This is a genomic window from Streptomyces sp. 135 (assembly GCF_020026305.1).
Classification (GTDB): domain Bacteria; phylum Actinomycetota; class Actinomycetes; order Streptomycetales; family Streptomycetaceae; genus Streptomyces.
Window position 1 is genome coordinate 7,956,651 of record NZ_CP075691.1, and the last position, 26,490, is coordinate 7,983,140.

Annotated in this window: 4 protein-coding genes and 1 pseudogene; 4 read left to right on the forward strand and 1 reads right to left on the reverse strand. The window is 69.4% G+C overall.

All coding sequences use genetic code 11. The features are described from left to right. The first annotated feature begins 106 nt into the window (after nucleotides 1–106). From KKZ08_RS35305 to KKZ08_RS35315, 4 genes and pseudogenes are all read left to right on the forward strand, one after another. On the forward strand, nucleotides 107–11,839 hold the full coding sequence (locus KKZ08_RS35305; RefSeq protein ID WP_263303383.1) for a non-ribosomal peptide synthetase: 11,733 nt from the start codon (nucleotides 107–109) through the stop codon (nucleotides 11,837–11,839). After that, nucleotides 11,782–12,705, forward strand: a pseudogene (locus KKZ08_RS38790) (non-ribosomal peptide synthetase); the annotation flags it as partial. The gene KKZ08_RS35305 and the pseudogene KKZ08_RS38790, both read left to right, overlap by 58 nt. A gap of 165 nt (nucleotides 12,706–12,870) precedes the next feature. Further along, nucleotides 12,871–17,619, forward strand: a complete 4,749-nt coding sequence (locus tag KKZ08_RS35310) for a non-ribosomal peptide synthetase (RefSeq protein WP_263303415.1) — start codon at nucleotides 12,871–12,873, stop codon at nucleotides 17,617–17,619. After that, entirely contained in the window at nucleotides 17,616–24,839 is a 7,224-nt protein-coding gene (locus KKZ08_RS35315; RefSeq protein WP_223778306.1) for a non-ribosomal peptide synthetase, read from the forward strand. The genes KKZ08_RS35310 and KKZ08_RS35315 overlap by 4 nt, the downstream gene beginning before the upstream one ends. Here the strand turns inward: KKZ08_RS35315 and KKZ08_RS35320 are convergent. Continuing rightward, nucleotides 24,779–26,419, reverse strand: a complete 1,641-nt coding sequence (locus KKZ08_RS35320) for a histidine kinase (protein WP_223779323.1) — start codon at nucleotides 26,417–26,419, stop codon at nucleotides 24,779–24,781. The genes KKZ08_RS35315 and KKZ08_RS35320 overlap by 61 nt on opposite strands. Nucleotides 26,420–26,490: the final 71 nt, after the last annotated feature.

The following is a 26,490-nucleotide window of genomic DNA, read 5'->3' on the forward strand; positions in this document are numbered from 1 at the left end:
TCACATTTCCCGTGTACGGGAAAAGCATCGAGGAACCGGGGGAGCCGCCAGTTCACGTGCCCCTGCCCCGCTCCTCTCTTGACGCATCACATTTGACGCGTCGCATTTGACGCATCGCATCGTGTCGTGGACCGAAGGGACGTCCGTGGTGAACGCGCGCGCACAGTCGATCGAGGACATCCTGCCGGTGACCGCGCTGCAAGAGGGCATGATCTTCCACCATGTCTACGACGAAGGCGCACCGGACTCCTACGTCGCTCAGGTCGCCTTCGACCTGGACGGCGCCCTGGACGAAGCGGCCCTGCGCGCCGCCGCGGCGGAACTCCTGCGGCGCCACGCCAACCTGCGCTCCTCCTTCCGGCAGCGTCGCACGGGCGAATGGGTGCGGCTCCTGCGCCGCCGGGTACGGCTGCCGTGGCACCGGCACGACCTGAGCCGGCTCCCCGCAGCCGAGCGGCAGGAGGCCCTGGAGGCCGAGGTGACGGCCGACCGCCTGCGGCGCTTCGACCTCGGTGCCGCCCCTCTGATCCGCTTCACCCTGCTGCGCCTCGGGCAGGAGAGCTTCCGCTTCGTGCTCACCGCGCACCACGCCGTGGTGGACGGCTGGTCCATGGCGGTGCTGCTGCGCGAACTGCTCGTGCTCTACCGCAACGGCGCCGTCTCCGATGAGCTGCCCGCCGTCCGTCCCCACCGCGACCACCTCGCATGGCTCCGCACCCGCGACCGGGCCGCCGCCGAGCGGGCCTGGGGCGAGGCCCTGGCGGAGCTCCCCGGCCCCTGCCTCCTGGCGCCCGGGGCCTCTCCCGCCACCGTGCTGCCCGAACGCCTCGACTTCGCTCTGGACGAGGAGACCGGCGCGGCCCTGGTGAACGTGGCCCGGGCCCGCGGCATCACCCTCAACACCGCGCTCCAGTGCGCCTGGGCGCTGGTGCTCGGGGGCCTCACCGGCCGTGACGACGTCGTGTTCGGCATGACCGTCTCCGGTCGCCCCGCCGAGCTGGACGGTGCCGAGCACATGGTCGGCCTGTTCATCAACACCGTTCCGTTCCGCGTCCGGCTGAGGCCCGAGGAGTCCCTCTCCGGTCTCCTCGTCCGGGTGCAGCAGGAGCAGGCCCGCATGCTCGACCACCACCACCTGGGCCTCACGGAGATCCAGCGCGCCGCAGGCATGGACGAACTGTTCGACGCGGGCATGGTGTTCGAGAACTTCCCCCGGCACACCGACGACGGGGACGGGGCCGCCCTGCGCGTGCGGGACGTCCGGTCCCGCAACGCCACGCACTACCCGCTCACACTGATCTCCGGCACGGGCGAGCGGATCGGCGGCCGTCTCGTGCACCGCCCCGACCTCTTCGGGGCCGACCGCGTCCAGAAGATCGCCGAGGTCCTGACGCGCGTCCTGCGGACCATGGCCCGCGCTCCGGAACGCCTCGTGGGCGGTGTGGACGTGTCGCTGCCCGGCGAAGGGCTGCTGCTGGCGGAGTGGAACGACACGGCGGCCGACGTGCCATGGGCCTCCCTCCCCGCCCTGTTCGAGGAGCAGGCGGCACGTGCCCGCGAAGCCGTGGCGGTGGAGTCCGCAGGGGAGGCCGTGTCGTACGGCGAGCTGGACGCGCGGGCCAATCGTCTGGCGCGCCACCTGGGCTCGTTGGGGGTCGCCACGGAGTCGCGCGTCGTGGTGGCACTGCCGAGATCGGTGGACGCGGTGGTGGCGCTGCTGGCCGTCTCCAAGGCGGGGGCCGCGTACGTCCCGGTGGATCCGTCGTACCCGGCGGAGCGGATCGCCTTCATGCTGGAGGACTGCGAGCCGGCGGCGGTGATCTCGTCCTCGGACACCGGCGTGGTCCCGGGCGGCTCGGTCTCGTGCGGCCCGGTCCCGTGCACAGGACCTACCGAGGGCACCGATTGCGCCGGGCACGACGACGCACCGCTTGTCCTGCTCGACGCCCCCGAACTGGCGGCTCGACTCGCCGGACTCCCCTCGACCCCGCCCGACGTGCTGGAGCGGCGCCCGGACCAGGCGGCGTACGTGGTGTACACGTCGGGTTCGACCGGACGGCCGAAGGGCGTCGTGGTGGAGCACCGTTCGCTCGGCGCCTACCTGCTGCGGAACCGGCAGACGTACGCCGGGGTCACCGGGAACTCCGTGCTCCACACCTCGCTCTCCTTCGACCTGACGGTGACGGCTCTGTTCACGCCGCTGGTGAGCGGTGGCCGGGTGCGCCTGGACGACCTGGAGGACGGGGCCGGAGCGACGTTGCTGAAGGTCACCCCGAGCCACTTGGCGCTGATGGAGGACCACGAGAACGTGGTCGCTCCGGCCGGCACCCTGGTGGTCGGCGGCGAGGCGCTGACGGGCGAGGTACTGGACGCCTGGCGCCGCCGTCACCCCGACGTCACCGTCTACAACGCGTACGGTCCCACCGAGGCCACGGTGAACTGCACGGAGTGGCGCCTGGACCCGGGCGGTACGACGCCGCGGGGCGCCGTGCCGATCGGCACGCCGTTCCAGAACACACGGGTCTTCGTACTGGACTCGTTCCTGCGGCAGGTGCCGGTCGGGGTGCCCGGCGAGCTGTACGTGGCGGGTGCGCCGCTCGCCCGCGGCTACTGGGGCCGGAGCGACGTCACGGCGGAGCGTTTTGTGGCGTGTCCCTTCGGGGGCGCGGGTGAGCGGATGTATCGCACGGGTGATGTGGTGCGGTGGCGTGACGCCGGGGTGTTGGAGTACGTGGGCCGGGTGGACGACCAGGTGAAGGTGCGCGGCTTCCGTATCGAACTGGGCGAGGTCGAGGCGGCGTTGGCGGGTTGTGGGGGTGTGGCCCGCGCGGTCGCGACAGTACGAGTGAACGACGAGGCCGACCGCCGACTGGTCGGATACGTGACGGCGGAGCCGGGCGCGGTGGTGGACGGGGCGGCGCTGCGCGCGCAGTGCGCCCGGAGCCTTCCGGAGTACATGGTTCCGTCCGCGGTCGTGGTGCTGGACGCGCTGCCGCTGACTCCCCACGGAAAGGTGGACCGCGGCGCTCTGCCCGAGCCCGGGGTGCGAGTCGTCAGGGGGCGCGGGCCGCGGTCGCCGCGTGAGGACATTTTGTGTGGTCTGTTCGCCGAGGTGCTGGGTGTGCCGGCGGTCGGTATTGACGATGACTTCTTTGCTCTGGGTGGTCATTCGTTGTTGGCGACGCGTCTGGTGGGTCGGGTGCGCGCTGTTCTGGGTGTTGAGTTGTCGGTGCGGCAGCTGTTCGAGGCTCCGACGGTCGCGGGGCTGGATGGGGTGTTGGACAGGGCCGGTCGGGGGCGTGTGCCGGTGGTCAGGGCACAGGTGCGTCCGGAGCGGTTGCCGTTGTCGTTCGGCCAGGAGCGGTTGTGGTTCCTGCACCAGCTGGAGGGGCCGGGGGCGGCCTACAACGTTCCTTCGGCGGTCCGGCTGAGCGGTGAGCTGGACCGGGAGGCGCTGCGGCTGGCGCTGGGTGATGTGGTGGGGCGGCACGAGAGTCTGCGTACGGTGTTCGCCGAGGACGCCCGGGGTGCGTACCAGGTCGTGCGGGACGCGGGAGTCGAGGTTCCGTGGACCGTCGCCCAGGTGACGGAGGGCGAGCTGCCGGAGCGGCTGGCGACTGCTGCCCGGCATGCCTTCGACCTCTCCACCGAGATCCCGGTCAGCGCAGCCCTGTTCGAGCTCGGCCCCGAGGACCATGTCCTGCTGCTGTTGGTGCATCACATCGCCACGGACGGCTGGTCGCTGAGGCCCTTGGTCCGTGATCTCACGAGCGCGTACGAGGCGCGCGTCGCTGGGCGTGAGCCGCGGTGGCCGGACTTGCCGGTGCAGTATGCGGATTTCGCGGTGTGGCAGCGGCAGTTGCTGGGTTCGGAGGACGATCCGGGCAGTCTCGTTTCGGCGCAGATCGCGTATTGGCGGGAGCGGTTGGCGGGGTTGCCGGCGGAGATCGAGCTGCCGGTGGATCGTTCGCGTCCGGCGGTGGCGAGCTACCGGGGTGGCCGGGTGGATTTCGTGGTGCCCGTGGATGTGATGGAGCGGGTGGCGGGGTTCGCGCGGGAGTCGGGTGCGAGTGTGTTCATGGTGTTGCAGGCGGCGTTGGGTGTGTTGCTTTCGCGGTCGGGTGCGGGTGAGGACATTCCGATCGGTACGCCGGTGGCGGGGCGTGGTGATGATGCGGTGGACGACCTGGTGGGGTTGTTCATCAACAGTCTGGTGTTGCGTACGGATGTGTCGGGGGATCCGACGTTCCGTGAGTTGGTGGCGCGGGTGCGGGAGACGGATCTGGAGGCGTACGCGCATCAGGATCTGCCCTTCGAGCGGCTGGTGGAGATCCTCAACCCCGAGCGGTCCCTGTCCCGCCACCCCCTCTTCCAGGTCATGCTCATTCTTAACAACCAGACGCCCGCCGGGGTCGAATCGAATGCCTCGCACCTTGACGTGAGCGAAATCCGTGCGACGCATGACGCAGCCCGCTTCGACCTGACCTTCGAATTCGCTCAGATGGACCCAGAGAATGGGTTGCGGGGCGGTTTGACGTTCGCGCTGGATGTGTTTGAGCGGTGGTCCGCTGAATTGCTGGCGGAGCGGTTGGTGTGGTTGTTGGGCGTGTTGGTGGGTTCACCGGATGTGCCGGTGGGCGGGCTTGATGTATTGGTCCCGGGTGAGCGTGGGCGGGTATTGGAGGGGTGGAACGATACGGCGGCTGAGGCTCCGGAGGCGTCGTTGGTGGGGTTGTTCGAGGAGCAGGTGCGGTGTGCTTCTGGTGCGGTGGCGGTGGAGTGTGGTGGGGAGGCGGTTTCATATGGGGAGTTGGATGGGCGGGCGAATCGTTTGGCGCGGTTTTTGAGGTTGTTGGGGGTGGGTGGGGAGTCGCGTGTGGTGGTGGCGTTGCCGCGGTCGGTGGATGCGGTGGTGGCGTTTTTGGGGGTGTTGAAGGCGGGGGGCACGTATGTGCCGGTGGATCCGTCGTATCCGGTGGAGCGGATTGCTTTTGTGGTGGGGGATTGTGTGCCGTCGGTGGTGATTTCGGTGTCGGGGGCCGGGGTTGCCGGGTGTGGGGGTGTGCCGGTGGTTTTGTTGGATGATCCGGTGGTGGTGTCGCGGCTTGGTGAGGTTTCTTCGGGTTCTTTGGGGGTGGTTTCTGGTCGGGAGCAGGCGGCGTATGTGTTGTATACGTCGGGGTCGACGGGGCGGCCGAAGGGTGTGGTGGTGTCGCAGGGTGGTGTGGTGAATGTGTTGGCGGGTTTGCGGGGTGTGGTGGGTTCGGGTTCGGGTCGTGTTCTGGCGTTGACGACTTTTGCTTTTGATATTGCGGTGTTGGAGTTGTTCGGTCCGTTGACGGCGGGTGGTTGTGTGGTTCTGGCGTCTTCGGAAGTGGTGGGTGATGCGGGGTTGTTGGTGGATTTGGTGGTGTCGTCGGGTGTGTCGGTGGTGCAGGCGACGCCGTCGTTGTGGCGGGAGATCCTGGCGGTTGCGGGGGATCGGCTGAAGCATGTTCACGCTTTGGTGGGGGGTGAGGCGTTGCCGGGTGATGTGGCGGGGTTGTTGGTGGGTTCGGTGGCGTCGGTGGTGAATGTGTATGGGCCGACGGAGACGACGGTGTGGTCGACGAGTGGGGTGGTGGTGTCGGGTTCGGATGTTTTTATTGGTCGGCCGCTGGCGAATACGCGGGTGTTTGTGCTCGACGCGTTCCTGCGGCCGGTGCCGGTGGGTGTCGCTGGTGAGTTGTATGTGGCGGGTGCGGGTGTTGCCCGCGGCTACTGGGGCCGGAGCGACGTCACGGCGGAGCGTTTTGTGGCGTGTCCGTTTGGTGGTGTGGGTGAGCGGATGTATCGCACGGGTGATGTGGTGCGGTGGCGTGACGCTGGGGTGTTGGAGTACGTGGGGCGGGTCGATGACCAGGTGAAGGTGCGGGGCTTCCGTATTGAACTGGGTGAGGTCGAGGCGGCGTTGGCGGGTTGTGCGGGTGTGGCCCGTGCGGTCGCGGTGGTCCGGGAGGACACGGCGGGGGACCGTCGCTTGGTTGCCGGTGTACTTCCCGAGGACGGTATGATTCTCGATTTGAGTGCGGTGCGTGCGCAGGTGGGGCGGCGTCTGCCCGATTACATGATCCCCGCGCTGGTCGTGCTGGATGAGGTGCCGTTGACGCCGAACGGGAAGGTGGACCGGCGGGCGCTGCCCGAGCCTCGGGTCGAGGCGGTGGCGGGGCGTGGGCCGCGGTCGCCGCGTGAGGACGTTCTGTGTGGTCTGTTCGCCGAGGTGCTGGGTGTGCCGGCGGTCGGTATTGACGATGACTTCTTTGCTCTGGGTGGGCATTCGTTGTTGGCGACGCGTCTGGTGGGTCGGGTGCGCGCTGTTCTGGGTGTTGAGTTGTCGGTGCGGCAGTTGTTCGAGGCTCCGACGGTCGCGGGGCTGGATGGGGTGTTGGACGGGGCCGGCCGGGGACGGGTGCCGGTGGTCAGGGCACAGGTGCGTCCGGAGCGGTTGCCGTTGTCGTTCGGCCAGGAGCGGTTGTGGTTCCTGCACCAGCTGGAGGGGCCGGGGGCGGCGTACAACGTGCCGTTGGCGTTGCGGTTGAGCGGCCGGCTGGACCGGGAGGCGCTGCGGTTGGCGCTGGGTGATGTGGTGGCGCGGCACGAGAGCCTGCGCACGATCTTCGCGGAGGACACTGAGGGGCCGTACCAGGTCGTGCTGGATGCGGGGGTAGCGGTTCCGTGGTCTGTTTCGTCGTGTGGGCGGGAGGAGCTTTCGGAGCGGTTGGAGGAGGCTGCCCGGTATGCCTTCGATCTGACGGTCGACGTTCCGGTCCGGGCCACTCTGTTCGAGCTCGGTCCCGATGAGCACGCCCTGCTCCTGCTCGTGCACCACATAGCCGGTGACGGCCAGTCGGTCGGCCCTCTGCGCCGCGACCTCGTCGCGGCCTACGAGGCACGGGTGGCGAGCCGTGAGCCGCGGTGGTCGGACTTGCCGGTGCAGTATGCGGATTTCGCGGTGTGGCAGCGGGAGATGCTGGGCTGGGAGGACGATCCGGACAGTCTCGTTTCGGCGCAGATCGCGTACTGGCGGGAGCGGCTCGCCGACCTGCCGGCGGAGATCGAGCTGCCTGCGGACCGCCCGCGGTCGGCCACTGCTTCCCACCGCGGCGCCCGTGTCACGTTCAGCGTGCCCGCGGACGTGCACGCCGGGATCCAGATGTTCGCCCTGTCGACCAATACCACCGTCTTCATGGTGTTGCAGGCGGCGTTGGGTGTGTTGCTCGCGCGTTCAGGCGCGGGTGATGACATACCCATCGGTACGCCGGTGGCAGGGCGTGGTGATGATGCGGTGGATGACTTGGTGGGGTTGTTCATCAACAGTCTGGTGCTGCGTACGGATGTGTCGGGGGATCCGACGTTCCGTGAGTTGGTGGCGCGGGTGCGGGAGACGGATCTGGAGGCGTACGCGCATCAGGATCTGCCCTTCGAGCGGCTGGTGGAGATCCTCAACCCCGAGCGGTCCCTGTCCCGCCACCCCCTCTTCCAGGTCATGCTCACCCTCAACAACGCGGACGCAACCCCAGCACCGGAGCACGGCGAGGGCACCGACGCCGCAGGCGCCCTCGATGTCGTGCTGCACCCGGTGGAGACCGGCACAGTGCGCTACGACCTCAACTTCCACCTGGGCGAGCACCGGGACACCGGTGGGCTGCGAGGCGTCCTGGACTTCAGCACCGACCGGTTCGACCGCGAGTCCGCCCAGCTCCTCGCGGACCGCCTCGTGCGGTTGTTGACTGTGATCGCGGAGTCGCCGGATGTCCCCGTCAGCCGGGCGGACATGCTGCTGGAGGGCGAGCGGCGACAGATCCTGGAGAAGTGGAACGACACCGCCGCGGAAAGGGCGGGGACGGCGGAGACGTCGCTGTCGGAACTGTTCGAACAGCAGGCGGCCAGGACTCCGGACTCCTGTGCCCTGCAATTCGAGGACTCCGCGCTGTCGTACCGGGAGCTCGACACGCGCGCCAACCGCCTGGCCCACCTGCTCAGGTCCATGGGAGCCGGGCCGGAGAGCCGGGTGGCGGTGGCGATACCCCGATCACTCGACCTGGTCGTGGCTTTGCTCGCCGTACTCAAGGTGGGCGGCGCCTACCTGCCCGTCGATTCCGAGTACCCGGCCGAGCGCATCGCGTTCATGCTCGCCGACGCGGAACCCACGGCATTGCTCACCACTCGGCAACTGAAGGGCGGGCTCCCCGCGCCCACCGGTCTCCAGGTCGTCGTGGTGGACGACCCCGCGACGCGACGGCAGACGGAGTCGTTCACCGGGGAGCACCCGCCGCTCGCCCTGGTCTCCTCGTCGCAGGCGGCCTACTTGATCTACACCTCGGGTTCCACCGGAGAGCCCAAGGGCGTCCTCGTACCGCACCGGGGCATCGTCAACCGACTGCGGTGGATGCAGGACGAATACGGCCTCACCTCTCGGGACCGGGTCCTCCAGAAGACCCCGGCGAGCTTCGACGTCTCGGTGTGGGAGTTCTTCTGGCCCCTGCTGAGCGGAGCGACGCTCGTCCTCGCGCGGCCGGGAGGACACCGAGAGCCGGCGTATCTGTCGGGGCTCATTCAGTCCGCCGGCATCACGACGGTGCACTTCGTGCCGTCGATGCTGGATGCCTTCCTGCGTGAGCCCACGGCTGCGGCGTGCACAGGACTGAAGCGTGTCGTGTGCAGCGGTGAGGCCCTGTCCGCTGCCACCGAGGAACTGTTCCACCGCACGCTCGGGGTCGAACTGCACAACCTCTACGGGCCGACCGAGGCCGCGGTGGACGTGACCTACTGGCACTGCGAGGACGACGGCCCTGACCGGCCCGCCCCCATCGGAAAGCCGGTCGCCAATACGCGGGTGTTCGTGCTCGACGCGTTCCTGCGGCCGGTGCCGGTGGGTGTCGCTGGCGAGTTGTATGTGGCGGGCGTGCAGGTGGCGCGGGGGTATTGGGGTCGGGGGGCTTTGACGGCGGAGCGTTTTGTGGCGTGTCCGTTTGGTGGTGTGGGTGAGCGGATGTATCGCACCGGTGATGTGGTGCGGTGGCGTCGTGATGGTGTTCTGGAGTTTGTGGGGCGGGTCGATGACCAGGTGAAGGTGCGGGGCTTCCGTATTGAACTGGGTGAGGTCGAGGCGGCGTTGACGGGCTGCGTGGGTGTGGCCCGTGCGGTCGCGGTGGTCCGGGGGGATGTGGCGGGGGACCGTCGGTTGGTTGCCGGTGTGCTTCCCGAGGATGGTGTGGTTCTCGATTTGAGTGCGGTGCGTGTGGAGTTGGGGCGGCGTCTGCCGGATTACATGGTTCCCGCGCTGGTGGTGCTGGATGAGGTGCCGTTGACGCCGAACGGGAAGGTGGACCGGCGGGCTTTGCCGGAGCCTGAGGCGGTTGTGGTTTCCGGGCGTGGGCCGCGTTCTCCTCGGCAGGAGATTCTGTGTGGTCTGTTCGCCGAGGTGCTGGGTGTGCCGGCGGTGGGTATTGACGATGACTTCTTTGCTCTGGGTGGGCATTCGTTGTTGGCGACGCGTCTGGTGGGTCGGGTGCGTGCTGTTCTGGGTGTTGAGTTGTCGGTGCGGCAGTTATTCGAGGCTCCGACGGTCGCGGGGTTGGATCGTGTGGTGGAGGGTGCGGGCCGTAGTCGTGTGCCGGTGCTGCGGGCGGGGGGTCGTCCGGGGCGGTTGCCGTTGTCGTTCGGTCAGCAGCGGTTGTGGTTCTTGCATCAGTTGGAGGGGCCGGGGGCGGCGTACAACGTGCCGTTGGCGTTGCGGTTGAGCGGCCGGCTGGACCGGGGGGCCCTGCGGTTGGCGCTGGGTGATGTCGTGGCGCGGCACGAGAGCCTGCGCACGATCTTCGCCGAAGACCCACAGGGGCCGTACCAGGTCATACGTGCAGTGGCCGACTGCGAATCAGAGTTGGCGGTGGTCCGCTGCTCGGAGGGCGAGCTGGCGGCGGAACTGGCGGTTGCCTCACGTCACGCTTTCGACCTCGAACGAGAACTCCCGCTACGAGCGGTGCTGTTCGAGCTCGATGCCGAGGAGCACGTGCTGCTCGTGCTGGTGCACCACATCGCGAGCGATGGCTGGTCAGTGCGCCCACTGGTGCGTGACCTGAGTATCGCGTATGGGGCCAGGGTGAATGACGTCCTGCCCGAGTGGCCCATGCTGCCGGTCCAGTACGCGGACTTCGCGGTGTGGCAGCGGGATCTCCTCGGTTCGGAGGATGACCCGGACAGCGTGGTCGCGGCACAGATCGCGTATTGGCGGGAGCGGTTGGCGGGGTTGCCGGCGGAGATCGAGCTGCCGGTGGATCGTTCGCGTCCGGCGGTGGCGAGTTACCGGGGTGGCCGGGTGGATTTCGTGGTGCCCGTGGATGTGATGGAGCGGGTGGCGGGGTTCGCGCGGGAGTCGGGTGCGAGTGTGTTCATGGTGTTGCAGGCGGCGTTGGGTGTGTTGCTCGCGCGTTCAGGCGCGGGCGGGGATATTCCGATCGGCACCCCTGTCGCCGGGCGTGGTGATGATGCGGTGGATGACTTGGTGGGGTTGTTCATCAACAGTCTGGTGCTGCGTACGGATGTGTCGGGGGATCCGACGTTCCGTGAGTTGGTGGCGCGGGTGCGGGAGACGGATCTGGAGGCGTACGCGCATCAGGATCTGCCCTTCGAGCGGCTGGTGGAGATCCTCAACCCCGAGCGGTCCCTGTCCCGCCACCCCCTCTTCCAGGTCATGCTCACGCTCAATAACGCTCCGGAAAACGGCATGCTGCCCGTTCTTCCGGAGCTTTCCGTCAGCCCGATAGGGACAGACACCGAGAGCGCCAAGGTCGATCTCTCCTTTGCCTTCTCGCCCGACTCTTCTTCTGGTTTGCGGGGTGGGTTGACGTTTGCGGCGGATTTGTTTGATCGGCGGTCTGCTGAGTTGTTGGTGGAGCGTTTGCTGTGGTTGTTGGGTGTGGCGGTGGATTCCCCGGATGTGCCGGTGGGTGGGCTTGATGTATTGGTGCCTGAGGAGCGGTGTCGGGTTCTGGAGGAGTGGAATGCGACGGGTGCAGCCCTGCCGGAGGCGTCGTTGGCGGGGTTGTTCGAGGAGTGGGTGGTGCGGGATCCGGGTGCTGTGGCGGTGGAGTTCGAGGGTGGTGTGGTGTCGTATGGGGAGTTGGATGGGCGGGCGAATCGTTTGGCGCGGTTTTTGAGGTTGTTGGGGGTGGGTGGGGAGTCGCGTGTGGTGGTGGCGTTGCCGCGGTCGGTGGATGCGGTGGTGGCGTTTTTGGGGGTGTTGAAGGCGGGGGGCACGTATGTGCCGGTGGATCCGTCGTATCCGGTGGAGCGGATTGCTTTTGTGGTGGGGGATTGTGCGCCGTCGGTGGTGATTTCGGTGTCGGGGGCCGGGGTTGCCGGGTGTGGGGGTGTGCCGGTGGTTTTGTTGGATGATCCGGTGGTGGTGTCGCGGCTTGGTGAGGTTTCTTCGGGTTCTTTGGGGGTGGTTTCTGGTCGGGAGCAGGCGGCGTATGTGTTGTATACGTCGGGGTCGACGGGGCGGCCGAAGGGTGTGGTGGTGTCGCAGGGTGGTGTGGTGAATGTGTTGGCGGGTTTGCGGGGTGTGGTGGGTTCGGGTTCGGGTCGTGTTCTGGCGTTGACGACTTTTGCTTTTGATATTGCGGTGTTGGAGTTGTTCGGTCCGTTGACGGCGGGTGGTTGTGTGGTTCTGGCGTCTTCGGAAGTGGTGGGTGATGCGGGGTTGTTGGTGGATTTGGTGGTGTCGTCGGTGTGTCGGTGGTGCAGGCGACGCCGTCGTTGTGGCGGGAGATCCTGGCGGTTGCGGGGGATCGGCTGAAGCATGTTCACGCTTTGGTGGGGGGTGAGGCGTTGCCGGGTGATGTGGCGGGGTTGTTGGTGGGTTCGGTGGCGTCGGTGGTGAATGTGTATGGGCCGACGGAGACGACGGTGTGGTCGACGAGTGGGGTGGTGGTGTCGGGTTCGGATGTTTCTATTGGTCGGCCGCTGGCGAATACGCGGGTGTTTGTGCTCGACGCGTTCCTGCGGCCGGTGCCGGTGGGTGTCGCTGGTGAGTTGTATGTGGCGGGTGCGGGGGTTGCGCGGGGGTATTGGGGTCGGGCGGGTTTGACGGCGGAGCGTTTTGTGGCGTGTCCGTTTGGTGGTGTGGGTGAGCGGATGTATCGCACGGGTGATGTGGTGCGGTGGCGTGACGCTGGGGTGTTGGAGTACGTGGGGCGGGTCGATGACCAGGTGAAGGTGCGGGGCTTCCGTATTGAACTGGGTGAGGTCGAGGCGGCGTTGGCGGGCTGCGTGGGTGTGGCCCGTGCGGTCGCGGTGGTCCGGGGGGATGCGGCGGGGGACCGTCGGTTGGTTGCCGGTGTGCTTCCTGAGGATGGTGTGGTTCTGGATTTGAGTGCGGTGCGTGTGGAGTTGGGGCGGCGTCTGCCGGATTACATGGTTCCCGCGCTGGTGGTGCTGGATGAGGTGCCGTTGACGCCGAATGGGAAGGTGGACCGGCGGGCTTTGCCGGAGCCTGAGGCGGTTGTGGTTTCCGGGCGTGGGCCGCGTTCTCCTCGGCAGGAGATTCTGTGTGGCCTGTTCGCCGAGGTGCTGGGTGTGCCGGCGGTGGGTATTGACGATGACTTCTTTGCTCTGGGTGGGCATTCGTTGTTGGCGACGCGTCTGGTGGGTCGGGTGCGTGCTGTTCTGGGTGTTGAGTTGTCGGTGCGGCAGTTGTTCGAGGCTCCGACGGTCGCGGGGTTGGATCGTGTGGTGGAGGGTGCGGGCCGTAGTCGTGTGCCGGTGCTGCGGGCGGGGGGTCGTCCGGGGCGGTTGCCGTTGTCGTTCGGTCAGCAGCGGTTGTGGTTCTTGCATCAGTTGGAGGGGCCGGGGGCGGCGTACAACGTGCCGTTGGCGTTGCGGTTGAGCGGCCGGCTGGACCGGGAGGCGCTGCGGCTGGCGCTGGGTGATGTCGTGGCGCGGCACGAGAGCCTGCGCACGGTCTTCGCCGAAGACGCCCAAGGCCCCTACCAAGTGGTACGTGACGTAGTCGACAGCGAACCGGAGGTCGTCAGCGTCCGCGTCTCGGCGGAGGAACTGGCGACGGAACTGGCAGCCGCAGCGCGGCACCCCTTCGACCTGACGAGGTTCCCGCCTCTTCGGACGATGCTGTTCGAGCTGGACGCCGACGAGCATGTGTTGCTCCTGCTGGTGCATCACATCGCGAGCGACGGGTGGTCGGTCCGTCCCCTGGTGCGTGACGTGAGTGCCGCGTATGGGGCGAGGGCGAGCGGTCAGTCCCCGCGGTGGCCGGTGTTGCCGGTGCAGTATGCGGATTTCGCGGTGTGGCAGCGGGAGCTGCTGGGCTCGGAGGACGATCCGGAGAGCCTGGTCTCGGCGCAGGTCGCGTACTGGTGTGAGCAGCTCGCAGACCTGCCCGCGGAGATCGCGCTGCCTGCTGACCGTCCGCGTCCACCGGTTCCCTCGCAGCGTGGTGATCGGGTGGAGTTCACCGTGCCCGCGGCTGTGCACGCCGGCGTGGCGAGGCTGGCTCGTGAGTGCGGTGCGAGTGTGTTCATGGTGTTGCAGGCGGCGTTGGGTTTGTTGCTCGCGCGTTCAGGCGCGGGTGAGGACATACCCATCGGCACCCCTGTCGCCGGGCGTGGTGATGATGCGGTGGATGACTTGGTGGGGTTGTTCATCAACAGTCTGGTGTTGCGTACGGATGTGTCGGGGGATCCGACGTTCCGTGAGTTGGTGGCGCGGGTGCGGGAGACGGATCTGGAGGCGTACGCGCATCAGGATCTGCCCTTCGAGCGGCTGGTGGAGATCCTCAACCCCGAGCGGTCCCTGTCCCGCCACCCCCTCTTCCAAGTCATGCTCACCCTCAACAACACGGATGTGGCCTCCGCGTCCCAGCAAATCCAAGAGCTGGCAGGGCTGGAGGTGCGGCCGCAGCCGGTGGAAACCGGCGAGGCCAAGAACGACCTCACCTTCGCCTTCGTCGGCCTGCCCGCTGCCGAGAGCCCCGGCGGCGGAACCCCCGAACGCGACGGCCTCCACGGCATCCTGGAGTACAACACCGACCTGTTCGACCGGGCGACCTGCGCCGCGCTCGCCGAACGCCTCGTACACCTCCTGGCCTCACTCGCCGCCGACCCCGAGCAGCGACTGGACGCCTACGACGTCCTCACCCCGACTGAGCGGCACGACGTCGTGCACGGCTGGAACGACACACGTCACGCCGTGGCCGCCACCACGGTGACAGCGATGTTCGACGCCTGCGTGGCGTCCGCCCCGAACGACCCGGCCGTAGTCTTCGGCACCACGACGCTGACCTACGCCGACCTGGACCGGCGCGCCGACCGCCTGGCCCGCCTCCTCGTCGAACGGGGCATCGGACCGGAGACGTTCGTGGGCATCGCCCTGGAGCGCTCCGAGGCGTGGGTGGTGGCGATCCTGGCGGTCCTCAAGGCGGGCGGCGCGTTCCTGCCCCTCGACCCCGGATACCCGGACGACCGCCTGCGCTTCATGCTCCAGGACAGCACGCCGGAGCTGGTCATCACCGCGGAGGGCCTGCGCCAGCGGATCGCGTACGAGGACACGCCCCTGCTGATCCTGGACGCGCCGGAGGTGACGACGGCGCTGACGGCCGACCTCGACCCTGACCCCGACCCTCACCACGACCTCGTCCCTCACCTCGATCCCGCCCCCCACATCGACCCCGATCCCGACCAAGGCGCTGGGCTCGGGACCAGCCACACCGCGACCCCCACAGGCCCGGACAGCGCCGCCTACGTCATCTACACCTCCGGCTCGACCGGCCGCCCCAAGGGCGTGGTGATCCCGCACGGCGGTCTGCCGAGCATGGTGTCCACCGCCGTCGACCGCTGGGAGCTGGGGCGCGGCAGCCGCGTCCTGCAAATAGCGTCCACCAGCTTCGACGCCTCCCTGTGGGACGTGTTCGGTGCGCTGCTCTCCGGGGCGACGCTCGTCCTGGCACCGGCGGACCAGGCCCTGGGCGAGGACCTGACCCGGTTCGTCGCCACCGCGGGTGTCACCCACATGACCCTGCCGCCCGCCGTTGTCGCCAGCCTGACGGAGGAGGAGCTGCCGCCCGGCCTGGTCATCACCGTCACGGGTGACACCTGCCCGCCGGCCACCGCGCGGCGCTGGTCGGTTCGGCACCGGCTGTTCAACGGCTACGGGCCCACCGAGACGACCATCGCGGCCACCGCCGGGGAGATCAGGCCCGCCGGCCCCGAAGCGACCGGCCCCGCCCCGGGCGCCGAACAGACAGGGCGATCGACCGGCTCGGTGCCGATCGGCGTCCCGTTCCGCAACAAGCGGGTATACGTACTCGACACCCGACTGCGGCCGGTGCCGCCGGGCACCGTCGGGCAGCTGTGGATCGCGGGCACCGGACTGGCCCGCGGCTACCACCGGGCACCGGACCTCACGGCCGCGCGATTCGTCGCCGACCCCTTCGGCCGCCCCGGAGAGCGGATGTACGACACCGGGGACCTCGCACGCCGACGGATCGACGGCACTCTGGAGTTCGCCGGTCGCCGCGACGACCAGGTGAAGTTCGGCGGATTCCGGATCGAGCTGGGCGAGATCGAGTCCGTGCTGCTGCGCTGCCCCGGCGTCGCGCAGGCCGCGGCCACCGTCCGTGAGGACCGGCCGGGACAGCGCAGGCTGGTCGGCTACGCCGTGCCGGAACCCGGTGCCGGGCTCGACGCGGAGGCCCTGCGGGCGTTCACATCGGCCACTCTGCCCGGCCACGCCGTGCCCTCGGCCTTCGTCGTCCTGGACGAGCTGCCGCTGTCCCCGAACGGCAAGGCCGACCGCGCCGCACTGCCCAGGCCGCAGCACGCCGCACGAGCCACGCCGCGCGGTCGCCGCGAGACCCTGCTGTGCGCGATCTTCGCCGATGTGCTCGGCCTCGAAGCGGCCGGGCCCGACGACCGCTTCTTCGACATCGGGGGCGACAGCATCTCCTCGATCTCGCTCGTCGGCAGGGCGCGCGCCGCCGGACTCGACCTGAGCCCGCGCGACGTGTTCACCCACCAGACGCCCGCCGCGCTCGCCGCCGCCGCGCGCTCGCGGGACCGGGCCGACGCCCTGGAGCACACCGACGACGAAGGGCCGCTGTGGCCCACGGCCGTGCTGCGGCGCTTCATCGAACTCGGCGGCCCCATCGACCGGTTCGCCCAGTCCCGGCTGGTGGAGCTGCCGCAGGGAAGCGACATCGGGACGCTCGTGGCCACCGTGGACACCGTCGTGCGCCGCCACGACGCGCTGCGGCTGCGCCTGGCCGGTGACGGCGATGACCAGGTCCTCGAAGTACGGGAACCCGACACGATGGACATCGCGGAAGCGGTGCGCCGCGTCGACCTGCCCCGCAAGCCGGGCGAATCCCCCGACGACGTGTCCGCCCGCGTGGCCGCCGAGGCCGACGCCGCCCGGGCCCGGCTCTCCCCGCGCGAGGGCCGTCTCGTCGAGGTGGTGTGGTTCGACCGCGGCGCCGGAGAGCCGGGCCTGGTCCTGATCGTCATCCACCACTTCGCCGTCGACGAGGTGTCCTGGCGCATCCTGCTGCCCGAACTGATCGAGTGCTGGAACGCGCACCGGGAGGGACGCACCCCCGAACTCCGCCCCATCGGCACGTCACTGCGCCGCTGGGCCCACGCGATGCACACCGCGGCCCACAGCCCCGAGCGCACGGCCGAGGCCGACGGCTGGGTCGGGCTACTGTCCGGCCCCGACCAGCAACTCGGCAGCCGCCCCCTGGACCGGGCCAAGGACACGCTGGGCAGCGCGCGGAGCCTCTCCCTCACCCTGCCCCCCGACGTCGCGGGGCGGGTGCTCGACGCCGTACCCGCGGCGTTCCACGCGGGTGTGGACGACGTGCTGCTCACCGGCCTGGCGCTGGCCGTCGCGCACTGGCGCGGTACGGGAGCCGGCCTCCTCGTGGACGTGGAGACCCACGGCAGGCACGAGGAGCTGGTGCCGGGGGCTGACCTGACGACGACCGTGGGCTGGTTCACCGACATCCATCCGGTACGTCTGGACCTCGCCGGCGTCGACATCGCCGGCGCGCTGGCCGCAGGACCCGCGGCCGGGCAGGCGCTGAAGACGGTCAAGGAACAGCTGAGGGCCGTACCGGGCGACGGGTCGGGCTACGGACTGCTCAGGTACCTCAACCCTCGTACCGCCGAGGCACTCAAGGCGCTGCCGACCGCGCAGATCGGATACAACAACCTCGGCCGCACCCGTGGCTCGGCCGACCGGACGAGCCACGGCCTGGGCAGGCTGGAGGGCCTGGGTGGTACGGACGACGCCCGCATCCCCCTGCCCCACGCCGTCGAACTGAACACGATGGTGCGTGAGGACGACACCGGCACCCACCTCGTCGCCGTCTGGACCTGGGCGGACGGACTGTTCGAACAGCACCGCATGGAAGAACTGGCCAGGACCTGGTTCGACGTCCTGGGCGCCCTGGCCGACCACGCCGCCGCGCCGGACGCGGGCGGCCGTACCCCGTCGGACCTGCTCGGAGCAGGACTGAGCCAGAACGAGATCGACGCTCTCGAAGCCGAGTGGAGGACCTTGTGAACACCTCGGGCCTGCAAGACATCCTGCCGCTCTCCCCGCTCCAGGAAGGTCTCCTCTTCCACCGTCTCTACAGCGGCGACGCCCCCGACGTGTACGCCGTCCAACTGGTCGTCGAGCTGACCGGTGACCTCTCCGTGCCCTCGCTCAAGCAGGCGGCGCAGGCCCTTCTCGCACGGCACCCCGGCCTGCGGGCCGCCTTCCGGTACGAGGGGCTCAGCAGACCGGTGCAGCTGATACCGCGTCAAGTCCCGTTGCCGTGGAGTGAGTACGACCTGACGGACGTCCCCGAGGCGGAGCGCGACCGGCGCCTGGAGGAACTGCTGCGCGCCGACCGCTACGAGCGCTTCGACCTCGCGACCCCGCCCCTGGTCCGCTTCCTGTGCATCCGCGTGGCGCAGGACCGGCACGTCTTCGTGATGTCCAACCACCACCTGCTGCTCGACGGGTGGTCGCTGCCGATCGTGCTGCGCGACCTCGTCACCCTGTACGCCACGGGGGGCGACGACTCGGAGCTGCCGAGGGTGCGCTCGCCGCGCGACCACCTGGAGTGGCTCTCCCGGCGGGATCGCGCCGCCGACCGGGCGGCGTGGGCCGAGGCCGTGGGCGGCTTCGACGAACCCTCGCTGATCGCACCGGCCGCGCGGACGGCTCCCGCCCCCGAGCTGCCCGACGAGCTCGAACTGGAGCTGGACTCCGCCACGACCGCCGCTCTCGCTCCGGTCGCCCGCCGCCTCGGAGTCACCGCCGGCACTCTCGTCCAGACCGCCTGGGCCCTCGTGCTCGCCCAGTTCACAGGCAAGGACGACATCGTCTTCGGAGCGACGGTGTCCGGGCGTCCCGCGGACGTCGAAGGCGTCGAAACCATGGTCGGTCTCTTCATCAACACCGTCCCCGTACGCGTGCGCCTGCGGCCCGCCGAGCACCTCGCCGACCTCATCACCAGGGTCCAGGAGGAACAGACCCGGCTCCTGCCGCACCACCACCTGGACCTGTCCTCCATCCGGCAACTCAGCGGCCTGTCGGGCACCACCCAGATGTTCGACACGCTGCTGGTGTACGAGAACTACCCGGCCGCGCCACGCGGCACGGTGGGCGGCGCCGAAGCGGGCGGCGAGCTGCGCATCACCGGCATGCGCGGCCGTGACGCCACGCACTACCCCCTGACCCTTCTCGTCCACCCCGGGGAGCGCCTGCGTTTGCGCCTCGAACACCGCACGGACACCGTCGACGAAGCCGGGGCGCGGTCGCTGGGCGAGCAGCTCCTCCAGGCCCTGCGCGCCGTCGTCCACGAGACGCGCATCCCGGTCGGCCGTCTCGACGTACGCGCTCCCGCCGAGCGCCTGCACCCTGCCGCGCACCGAGGGGAGGACCTGGCCCTGCCGGAGGCGTCGTTGGCGGGGTTGTTCGAGGAGTGGGTGGTGCGGGATCCGGGTGCTGTGGCGGTGGAGTTCGAGGGTGGTGTGGTGTCGTATGGGGAGTTGGATGGGCGGGCGAATCGTTTGGCGCGGTTTTTGAGGTTGTTGGGGGTGGGTGGGGAGTCGCGTGTGGTGGTGGCGTTGCCGCGGTCGGTGGATGCGGTGGTGGCGTTTTTGGGGGTGTTGAAGGCGGGGGGCACGTATGTGCCGGTGGATCCGTCGTATCCGGTGGAGCGGATTGCTTTTGTGGTGGGGGATTGTGCGCCGTCGGTGGTGATTTCGGTGTCGGGGGCCGGGGTTGCCGGGTGTGGTGGTGTGCCGGTGGTTTTGTTGGATGATCCGGTGGTGGTGTCGCGGCTTGGTGAGGTTTCTTCGGGTTCTTTGGGGGTGGTTTCTGGTCGGGAGCAGGCGGCGTATGTGTTGTATACGTCGGGGTCGACGGGGCGGCCGAAGGGTGTGGTGGTGTCGCAGGGTGGTGTGGTGAATGTGTTGGCGGGTTTGCGGGGTGTGGTGGGTTCGGGTTCGGGTCGTGTTCTGGCGTTGACGACTTTCGCTTTTGATATTGCGGTGTTGGAGTTGTTCGGTCCGTTGACGGCGGGTGGTTGTGTGGTTCTGGCGTCTTCGGAAGTGGTGGGTGATGCGGGGTTGTTGGTGGATTTGGTGGTGTCGTCGGGTGTGTCGGTGGTGCAGGCGACGCCGTCGTTGTGGCGGGAGATCCTGGCGGTTGCGGGGGATCGGCTGAAGCACGTTCACGCGATGCTGGGCGGTGAGCCCTTCTCCGACGACATGGCCGGAACGCTGGTGGAATCCCTGGCTTCCGTATGGAACGGCTACGGACCGACCGAAGCCTCCGTCTACGCAACCGCGACCGAGATTTCAGGGCCGGACGTCACCATCGGAAGGCCGCTGGCGAATACGCGGGTGTTCGTCCTTGATGGGTTTTTGCGGCCGGTGCCGGTGGGTGTCGCTGGCGAGTTGTATGTGGCGGGTGCGGGTGTTGCGCGGGGGTATTGGGGTCGGGCGGGTTTGACGGCGGAGCGTTTTGTGGCGTGTCCGTTTGGTGGTGTGGGTGAGCGGATGTATCGCACGGGTGATGTGGTGCGGTGGCGTGACGCTGGGGTGTTGGAGTACGTGGGGCGGGTCGATGACCAGGTGAAGGTGCGGGGCTTCCGTATTGAACTGGGTGAGGTCGAGGCGGCGTTGATGGGTTGTGCGGGTGTGGCCCGCGCGGTCGCGGTGGTCCGGGGGGATGTGGCGGGGGACCGTCGCTTGGTTGCCGGTGTGCTTCCCGAGGATGGTGTGGTTCTCGATTTGATTGCGGTGCGTGTGGAGTTGGGGCGGCGTCTGCCGGATTACATGGTTCCCGCGCTGGTGGTGCTGGATGAGGTGCCGTTGACGCCGAATGGGAAGGTGGACCGGCGGGCTTTGCCGGAGCCTGAGGCGGTTGTGGTTTCCGGGCGTGGGCCGCGTTCTCCTCGGCAGGAGATTCTGTGTGGCCTGTTCGCCGAGGTGCTGGGTGTGCCGGCGGTGGGTATTGACGATGACTTCTTTGCTCTGGGTGGTCATTCGTTGTTGGCGACGCGTCTGGTGGGTCGGGTGCGTGCTGTTCTGGATGCCGAGTTGTCGGTGCGGCAGTTGTTCGAGGCTCCGACGGTTGCGGGGTTGGATCGTGTGGTGGAGGGTGCGGGCCGTAGTCGTGTGCCGGTGCTGCGGGCGGGGGGTCGTCCGGGGCGGTTGCCGTTGTCGTTCGGTCAGCAGCGGTTGTGGTTCTTGCATCAGCTGGAGGGGCCGGGGGCGGCGTACAACGTGCCGTTGGCGTTGCGGTTGAGCGGCCGGCTGGACCGGGAGGCGCTGCGGTTGGCGCTGGGTGATGTGGTGGGGCGGCACGAGAGCCTGCGCACGATCTTCGCGGAGGACACTGAGGGGCCGTACCAGGTCGTGCTGGATGCGGGAGTCGCGGTTCCGTGGTCTGTTTCGTCGTGTGGGCAGGAGGAGCTTTCGGAGCGGTTGGAGGAGGCTGCTCGGTATGCCTTCGATCTGACGGTCGACGTTCCGGTCCGGGCCACTCTGTTCGAGCTCGGTCCCGATGAGCACGCCCTGCTCCTGCTCGTGCACCACATCGCGACCGACGCGTGGTCACTACGCCCCTTCGTCAGCGACCTCGTCGCCGCGTATGGGGCGAGGGCGAGCGGTCAGTCCCCGCGGTGGCCGGTGTTGCCGGTGCAGTATGCGGATTTCGCGGTGTGGCAGCGGGAGATGCTGGGCTCGGAGGACGATCCGGAGAGCCTGGTCTCGGCGCAGGTCGCGTACTGGTGTGAGCAGCTCGCCGACCTGCCCGCGGAGATCGCGTTGCCTGCTGACCGTCCGCGTCCACCGGTTCCCTCGCAGCGTGGTGATCGGGTGGAGTTCACCGTGCCCGCGGCTGTGCACGCCGGCGTGGCGAGGCTGGCTCGTGAGTGCGGTGCGAGCGTGTTCATGGTGTTGCAGGCGGCGTTGGGTGTGTTGCTCGCGCGTTCAGGCGCGGGTGAGGACATACCCATCGGCACCCCTGTCGCCGGGCGTGGTGATGATGCGGTGGATGACTTGGTGGGGTTGTTCATCAACAGTCTGGTGTTGCGTACGGATGTGTCGGGGGATCCGACGTTCCGTGAGTTGGTGGCGCGGGTGCGGGAGACGGATCTGGAGGCGTACGCGCATCAGGATCTGCCCTTCGAGCGGCTGGTGGAGATCCTCAACCCCGAGCGGTCCCTGTCCCGCCACCCCCTCTTCCAAGTCATGCTCACCCTCAACAACACGGCAGGCATCACCGGCGCGGCCGCCGCCGGGGGCGACTTGACGGTCAGGCCGTTGGCTGCCGAAACCGCCACCGCGAAGTTCGACCTGCTGCTGTCCTTCGGTGAACTCCGCACGGCCCATGGCGAGCCGGACGGGCTGAACGGAGCGCTGGAGTACGACACGGCTCAGTTCGACGCGTCCACCGCCCACCGCCTGACGCTGCGCCTGGCGTCCGTACTCGAACAGGTGACGGGCGACCCGAAACTGACCGCGGGGGCCACGCGCATCACGCTCCCCGACGAACTGGAGGCGATGCGGGCCTGGAACGACACCGCGCGTGACGTGCCCTCCACTCCATTGCCGGAGCTGTTCGGCGCCCAGGCGCGACGCCGCGCCGAGCACCCCGCGATCCTGCACGAGCACGGCACCCTCACCTACGCCGAGCTGGACGCGCAGACGAACGCGTTGGCCAGGACCCTGCTCGCCCACGGTGCGGGCCCGGACGCCGTCGTGGTCCTGGCGCTGCCCCGTGGCGCCGACTTCGTCCGAGGGGTCATCGGCACGCTCAAGGCGGGGGCCGCCTATGTTCCCCTGGACCCCGAACTGCCGCCCGCCCGGCAGGAGTTCGTTCTGCGCGACGCCCGACCTGCGGTGCTGCTCACCACTCGGGACATCGCCGCGCGGCTGCCGCGGCACCACAGCACGCTCTTGCTCGACGACACCACGCTCGCGGCAGCGCCGCAGGCTTCCGTGACGGACGAGGAACGCGGCGGCCCCCTGCTGCCGGAACACCTGGCGTACGTCATGTACACCTCGGGCTCCACGGGGGAGCCCAAGGCCGTCGAGATGCCCGTCCGCGCTGTGCAGAACCTGCTGCACTGGCACCAGGAGGCGCTCCCCGCCCCCGACGGATCGGTCACCGCGCAGTTCACCGACACCGGCTTCGACGTCAGCGTGCAGGAGATCCTGTCGGCCCTGCTCTGCGGCAAGACCCTCGCGATCTGCCCTGAGGGCGTCCGCCGCGACCCCGACCGCATGGTGGCCTGGCTGAAGGAAACCGGCGTCCACGAACTGCTCGCCCCCACTCTCGTCATCGAGGCGGTGTGCGCGAGCGCCCTGGAGGCGGGAGTGGAGCTGACGGCACTGCGGCACGTCGCGCAGGCCGGTGAGGCCCTGCTCACGGACGGCGCCATCGGACGCCACTGGTCGGCGGCCACCCACCGGCCGAGGCTGCACAACCACTACGGGCCCACCGAGACCCACGTGGTGACGGCCGAGCCCCTGCCTGTCGACCCCGCGCACTGGCCGGCCGCCCCCGCCATCGGCGGTCCGCTGCCCAACGTGCGCGTCCATGTGCTCGACCACCGGCTGCGGCCCGTCCCCCCGGGCGTACCGGGGGAGCTGTACGTGTCGGGGGCGGCCGTCGCCCGCGGATACCGGGGGCGCCCCCGGCTCACCGCGGAGCGCTTCGTCGCCTGTCCTTCGGGTGCGCCCGGGGAGCGGATGTACCGTACGGGCGACCGGGTCCGCCGCTCCGCCGACGGGCGGCTGCACCACCTGGGCAGGGTCGACGACCAGGTCAAGATCCGGGGCTTCCGGGTCGAGCCCGGCGAGGTGGCCGCAGCGCTGCGGAGGGACCCCGAGGTGAACGCCGCCGCCGTCCTCGCCCGCGACGCCACCTCGCTGATCGCCTTCGTGACCCCCGCCCCCGGTGGCGCCCCCGACCCGCGCGAGCTGCGGGCCAGGATGCTGCGTACCGTGCCCGATCACCTCGTGCCCGCCGACTTCGTCGTCGTGGACGCGCTTCCACTGACCCGCAACGGCAAACTCGACCGCCGGGCGCTGCTGGGCATGGACATCGCCAGGCCGACGGCCCGTGCGGCGGCCACCGAGGCGGAGAAGCGCATCTGCGCGATCTTCGCGGAGGTACTCGGCATCGACCGTGTCACGCCCGACGACGACTTCTTCCGCCTCGGCGGGCACTCCTTCCTCGCGACCAAGGTCACCGTGCGGGTCAACGAGCAGCTGGAGGCCGAGCTGGGCGTGCGCGACCTGTTCGAGGCACCCACCCCGGCAGACCTCGCCCGGGCGGTGGAGAGCCGCGGCACCCGCGACTCCTTCGCCCCGCTGCTGCCGCTGCGGACCAAGGGCGAGGGACGCCCGCTGTTCTGCGTGCACCCGGGAGGCGGCGTCGCCTGGTGCTACTCCGGCCTGCTGACCCACCTGGACAGCGACATCCCGGTCTACGGGCTCCAGGCCCGCGCGCTGAGCCGGCCGGGGGAGGCGCCGGCCGACGTCGGCGAGATGGCCGCGGACTACCTCCAGCAGATCCGCGAGATCCAGCAGGAAGGCCCGTACCGGCTGCTCGGCTGGTCTTTCGGTGGGGTCGTCGCCCACGAGATCGCGGTACGGCTCCAGCACGAGGGGGAGGAGGTGGAGCTGCTCGGCCTCGTGGACTCCTACCCCAACGTCTCCGACGGCACGGACGGCTCCGGGGCATCCGGGGTCTTTGAGCAGGACGTGCTGGAAGGCGCCCTGCGGCAACTGGAGGACAAGCTGCTGGTCGACAATCTCACCGCAGCCGGTTTCCCCTTCGAGGAGGCGGAGTTGGCGGGCGACCGGAACGCACTCGTCGCGCGCTACCTGGAGTTCCTGCACGCCCGGCAGCATCCGCTCGCCGCCGTCGGCGACCGCACACTGCTGGCCATGAAGGACGCGTGGATACACCACAGCAGGCTCCTCGCCACCCACCGGCCCGGGCACTACCGCGGGGACCTGCTGATGTTCTCGGCCGTGCACCTGCCCCTCGAGCTGCGCGGCCGGGTGGACGCCACGGCCTGGCGGCCCTTCGTGGACGGCGTGATCGAGGACCACCCGGTGGACGCCGAGCACGAGCAACTGCTCACCGTGCCCGCCCACATCGCCACCATCGGCCGCTCACTGGCCGCACGGCTCTCGGTGAACGGCGCTCAGGAGCCGTCCGAACGGCCCGGCAGCACGTCCTTGGCGACGAGCCGGGAGCCCGCGTAGCAGAGGCGGTACACGTCCACCTCCTCCAGGAGGTTTCCGTTGGACCGGTAGAACGCGCAGGTGGCGCCGGGAGGTCTCGGGGCCGCCCGCATGTCGTCGGTCGGATAGGGGAAGTGCCGTTCGGGAAGTCGCTGCTGGATCTCGGCGCGCTCCTGCCCGACGCGCAGCGATTCGTAGACCCCGGGCCGCAGGACGCACGTGCTCAGCTGGTACGCGAACACGACCGCCGCCGGGAGCGCGGTCAGCGCCACTCCCGCGGGCACCACGAACGCGGCTGCGAAGCGCAGCCGGGCCCGCCGCTGCGCCACCGCCAGTTGCCGCGTCGATGCAGAACCCGTCGCCCGTGCGGGGCCCCCGGCTGCGTGCGACCGGTCCGCGCTCACCCGGTCGGGCACCGTGGCCCTCACCTCGAAGCCGTCCCCGCGGGGGCCCGCCCGGAGCGTTCCGCCGATCACCGCCACCCGCTCCCGCATACCCGTCAGACCGCGGTTGCCCGGCGTCGGCCGGCGACCGCGTCCGGCGGAAGCCGCGCCGGGCGGCGCCGAGTTGACCACGCGCACCTCGGTCACCCCGGCCTCGTGCCGGATTCGGACCTCCACCCTGCTGCCCGGCGCGTGCTTGGTGGCATTGGTCAAGGACTCCTGGACCACCCGGTACACCGCGCGGTCCACCAGCGGTGCCAGCGAAGGCGCCGCGCCCTCGCGCACCAAGGACACCTCGACACCGGACGTGGCGGCCCGGTGCACGAGGTCCTCCACCGACTCCGCCGTCGGAGCCGTCGACACGGGATCGGTGCTCTCGCGCAGGACGCCGATGGTGTCCCGCAGGTTGTCCATCGCGTCGGAGACGGCCGTCCGCAGTTCGGTCAGATCGGCCCGGTGCCGGTCCGACAGGTCGGGCTCCAGCTCGAGGGCGCCCGCACGCAGCGCTATCAGGCTCAGTTCGTGCCCCAGTGAGTCGTGCATGTCGGCCGCGATCCGGGTGCGCTCCCGCAGCCGGGCCTCCTCCGCCACCGCGCGCTGACGCTGCTCCAGGCTCATCGCCCGCTGCCAGCCGTCCCTCACCAGGGCCGCGCGAGCCTGGCGGTACCGGCCCACGAGCCAGGGCAGCAACAGTGCCGCCGGCACCATCGTCACCACGTAGAACCACCAGACGAGGGGGACCCGCAACGCGGCACAGAGCGCCAGGTCGACGGCTATGGAACCGCCGAACGCCAGCAGCGACGTCCTGGTCGTGGCGGAGCCCGCACCCAGGAGGTAACTCGACACCGCGAGCGCCAGGAGGTACGGGTTCGCCGGGCTGGTCCCCTGCATCAGGCCCAGCGCGCAGAGACCGTTGACGGCCAGCAGCGCCGCACCGGGGCGCTTGCGGCTGCCGGGCACCGCCACCGCGAGGACCAGCGCGGGCACCACCACGTCCAGGAGCGCGGAGGAGGCCGTGTCGTTCTCCAGGAACCACACGAGTCCGACCCCGGAGAGCAACAGCCACAGCGCCACGTCGCGCAGTACCGGCCCCGCCGCCACCAAACGAGCCGGGACCCGGCGGCCCGCACTCCATCCGCCCTTGTCGGTACGCCACATCACCCGCCGAGGCTACCCAATGCCCAGACGCGGTCCTCAACCCCGTGGAGCCAGCCGTGCGCAGGCACTTT

Bases quoted from the DNA above. Each gene is read 5' to 3' on its own strand.
- KKZ08_RS35320 (WP_223779323.1), bottom strand. From the start codon at position 26,419: ATGTGGCGTACCGACAAGGGCGGATGGAGTGCGGGCCGCCGGGTCCCG.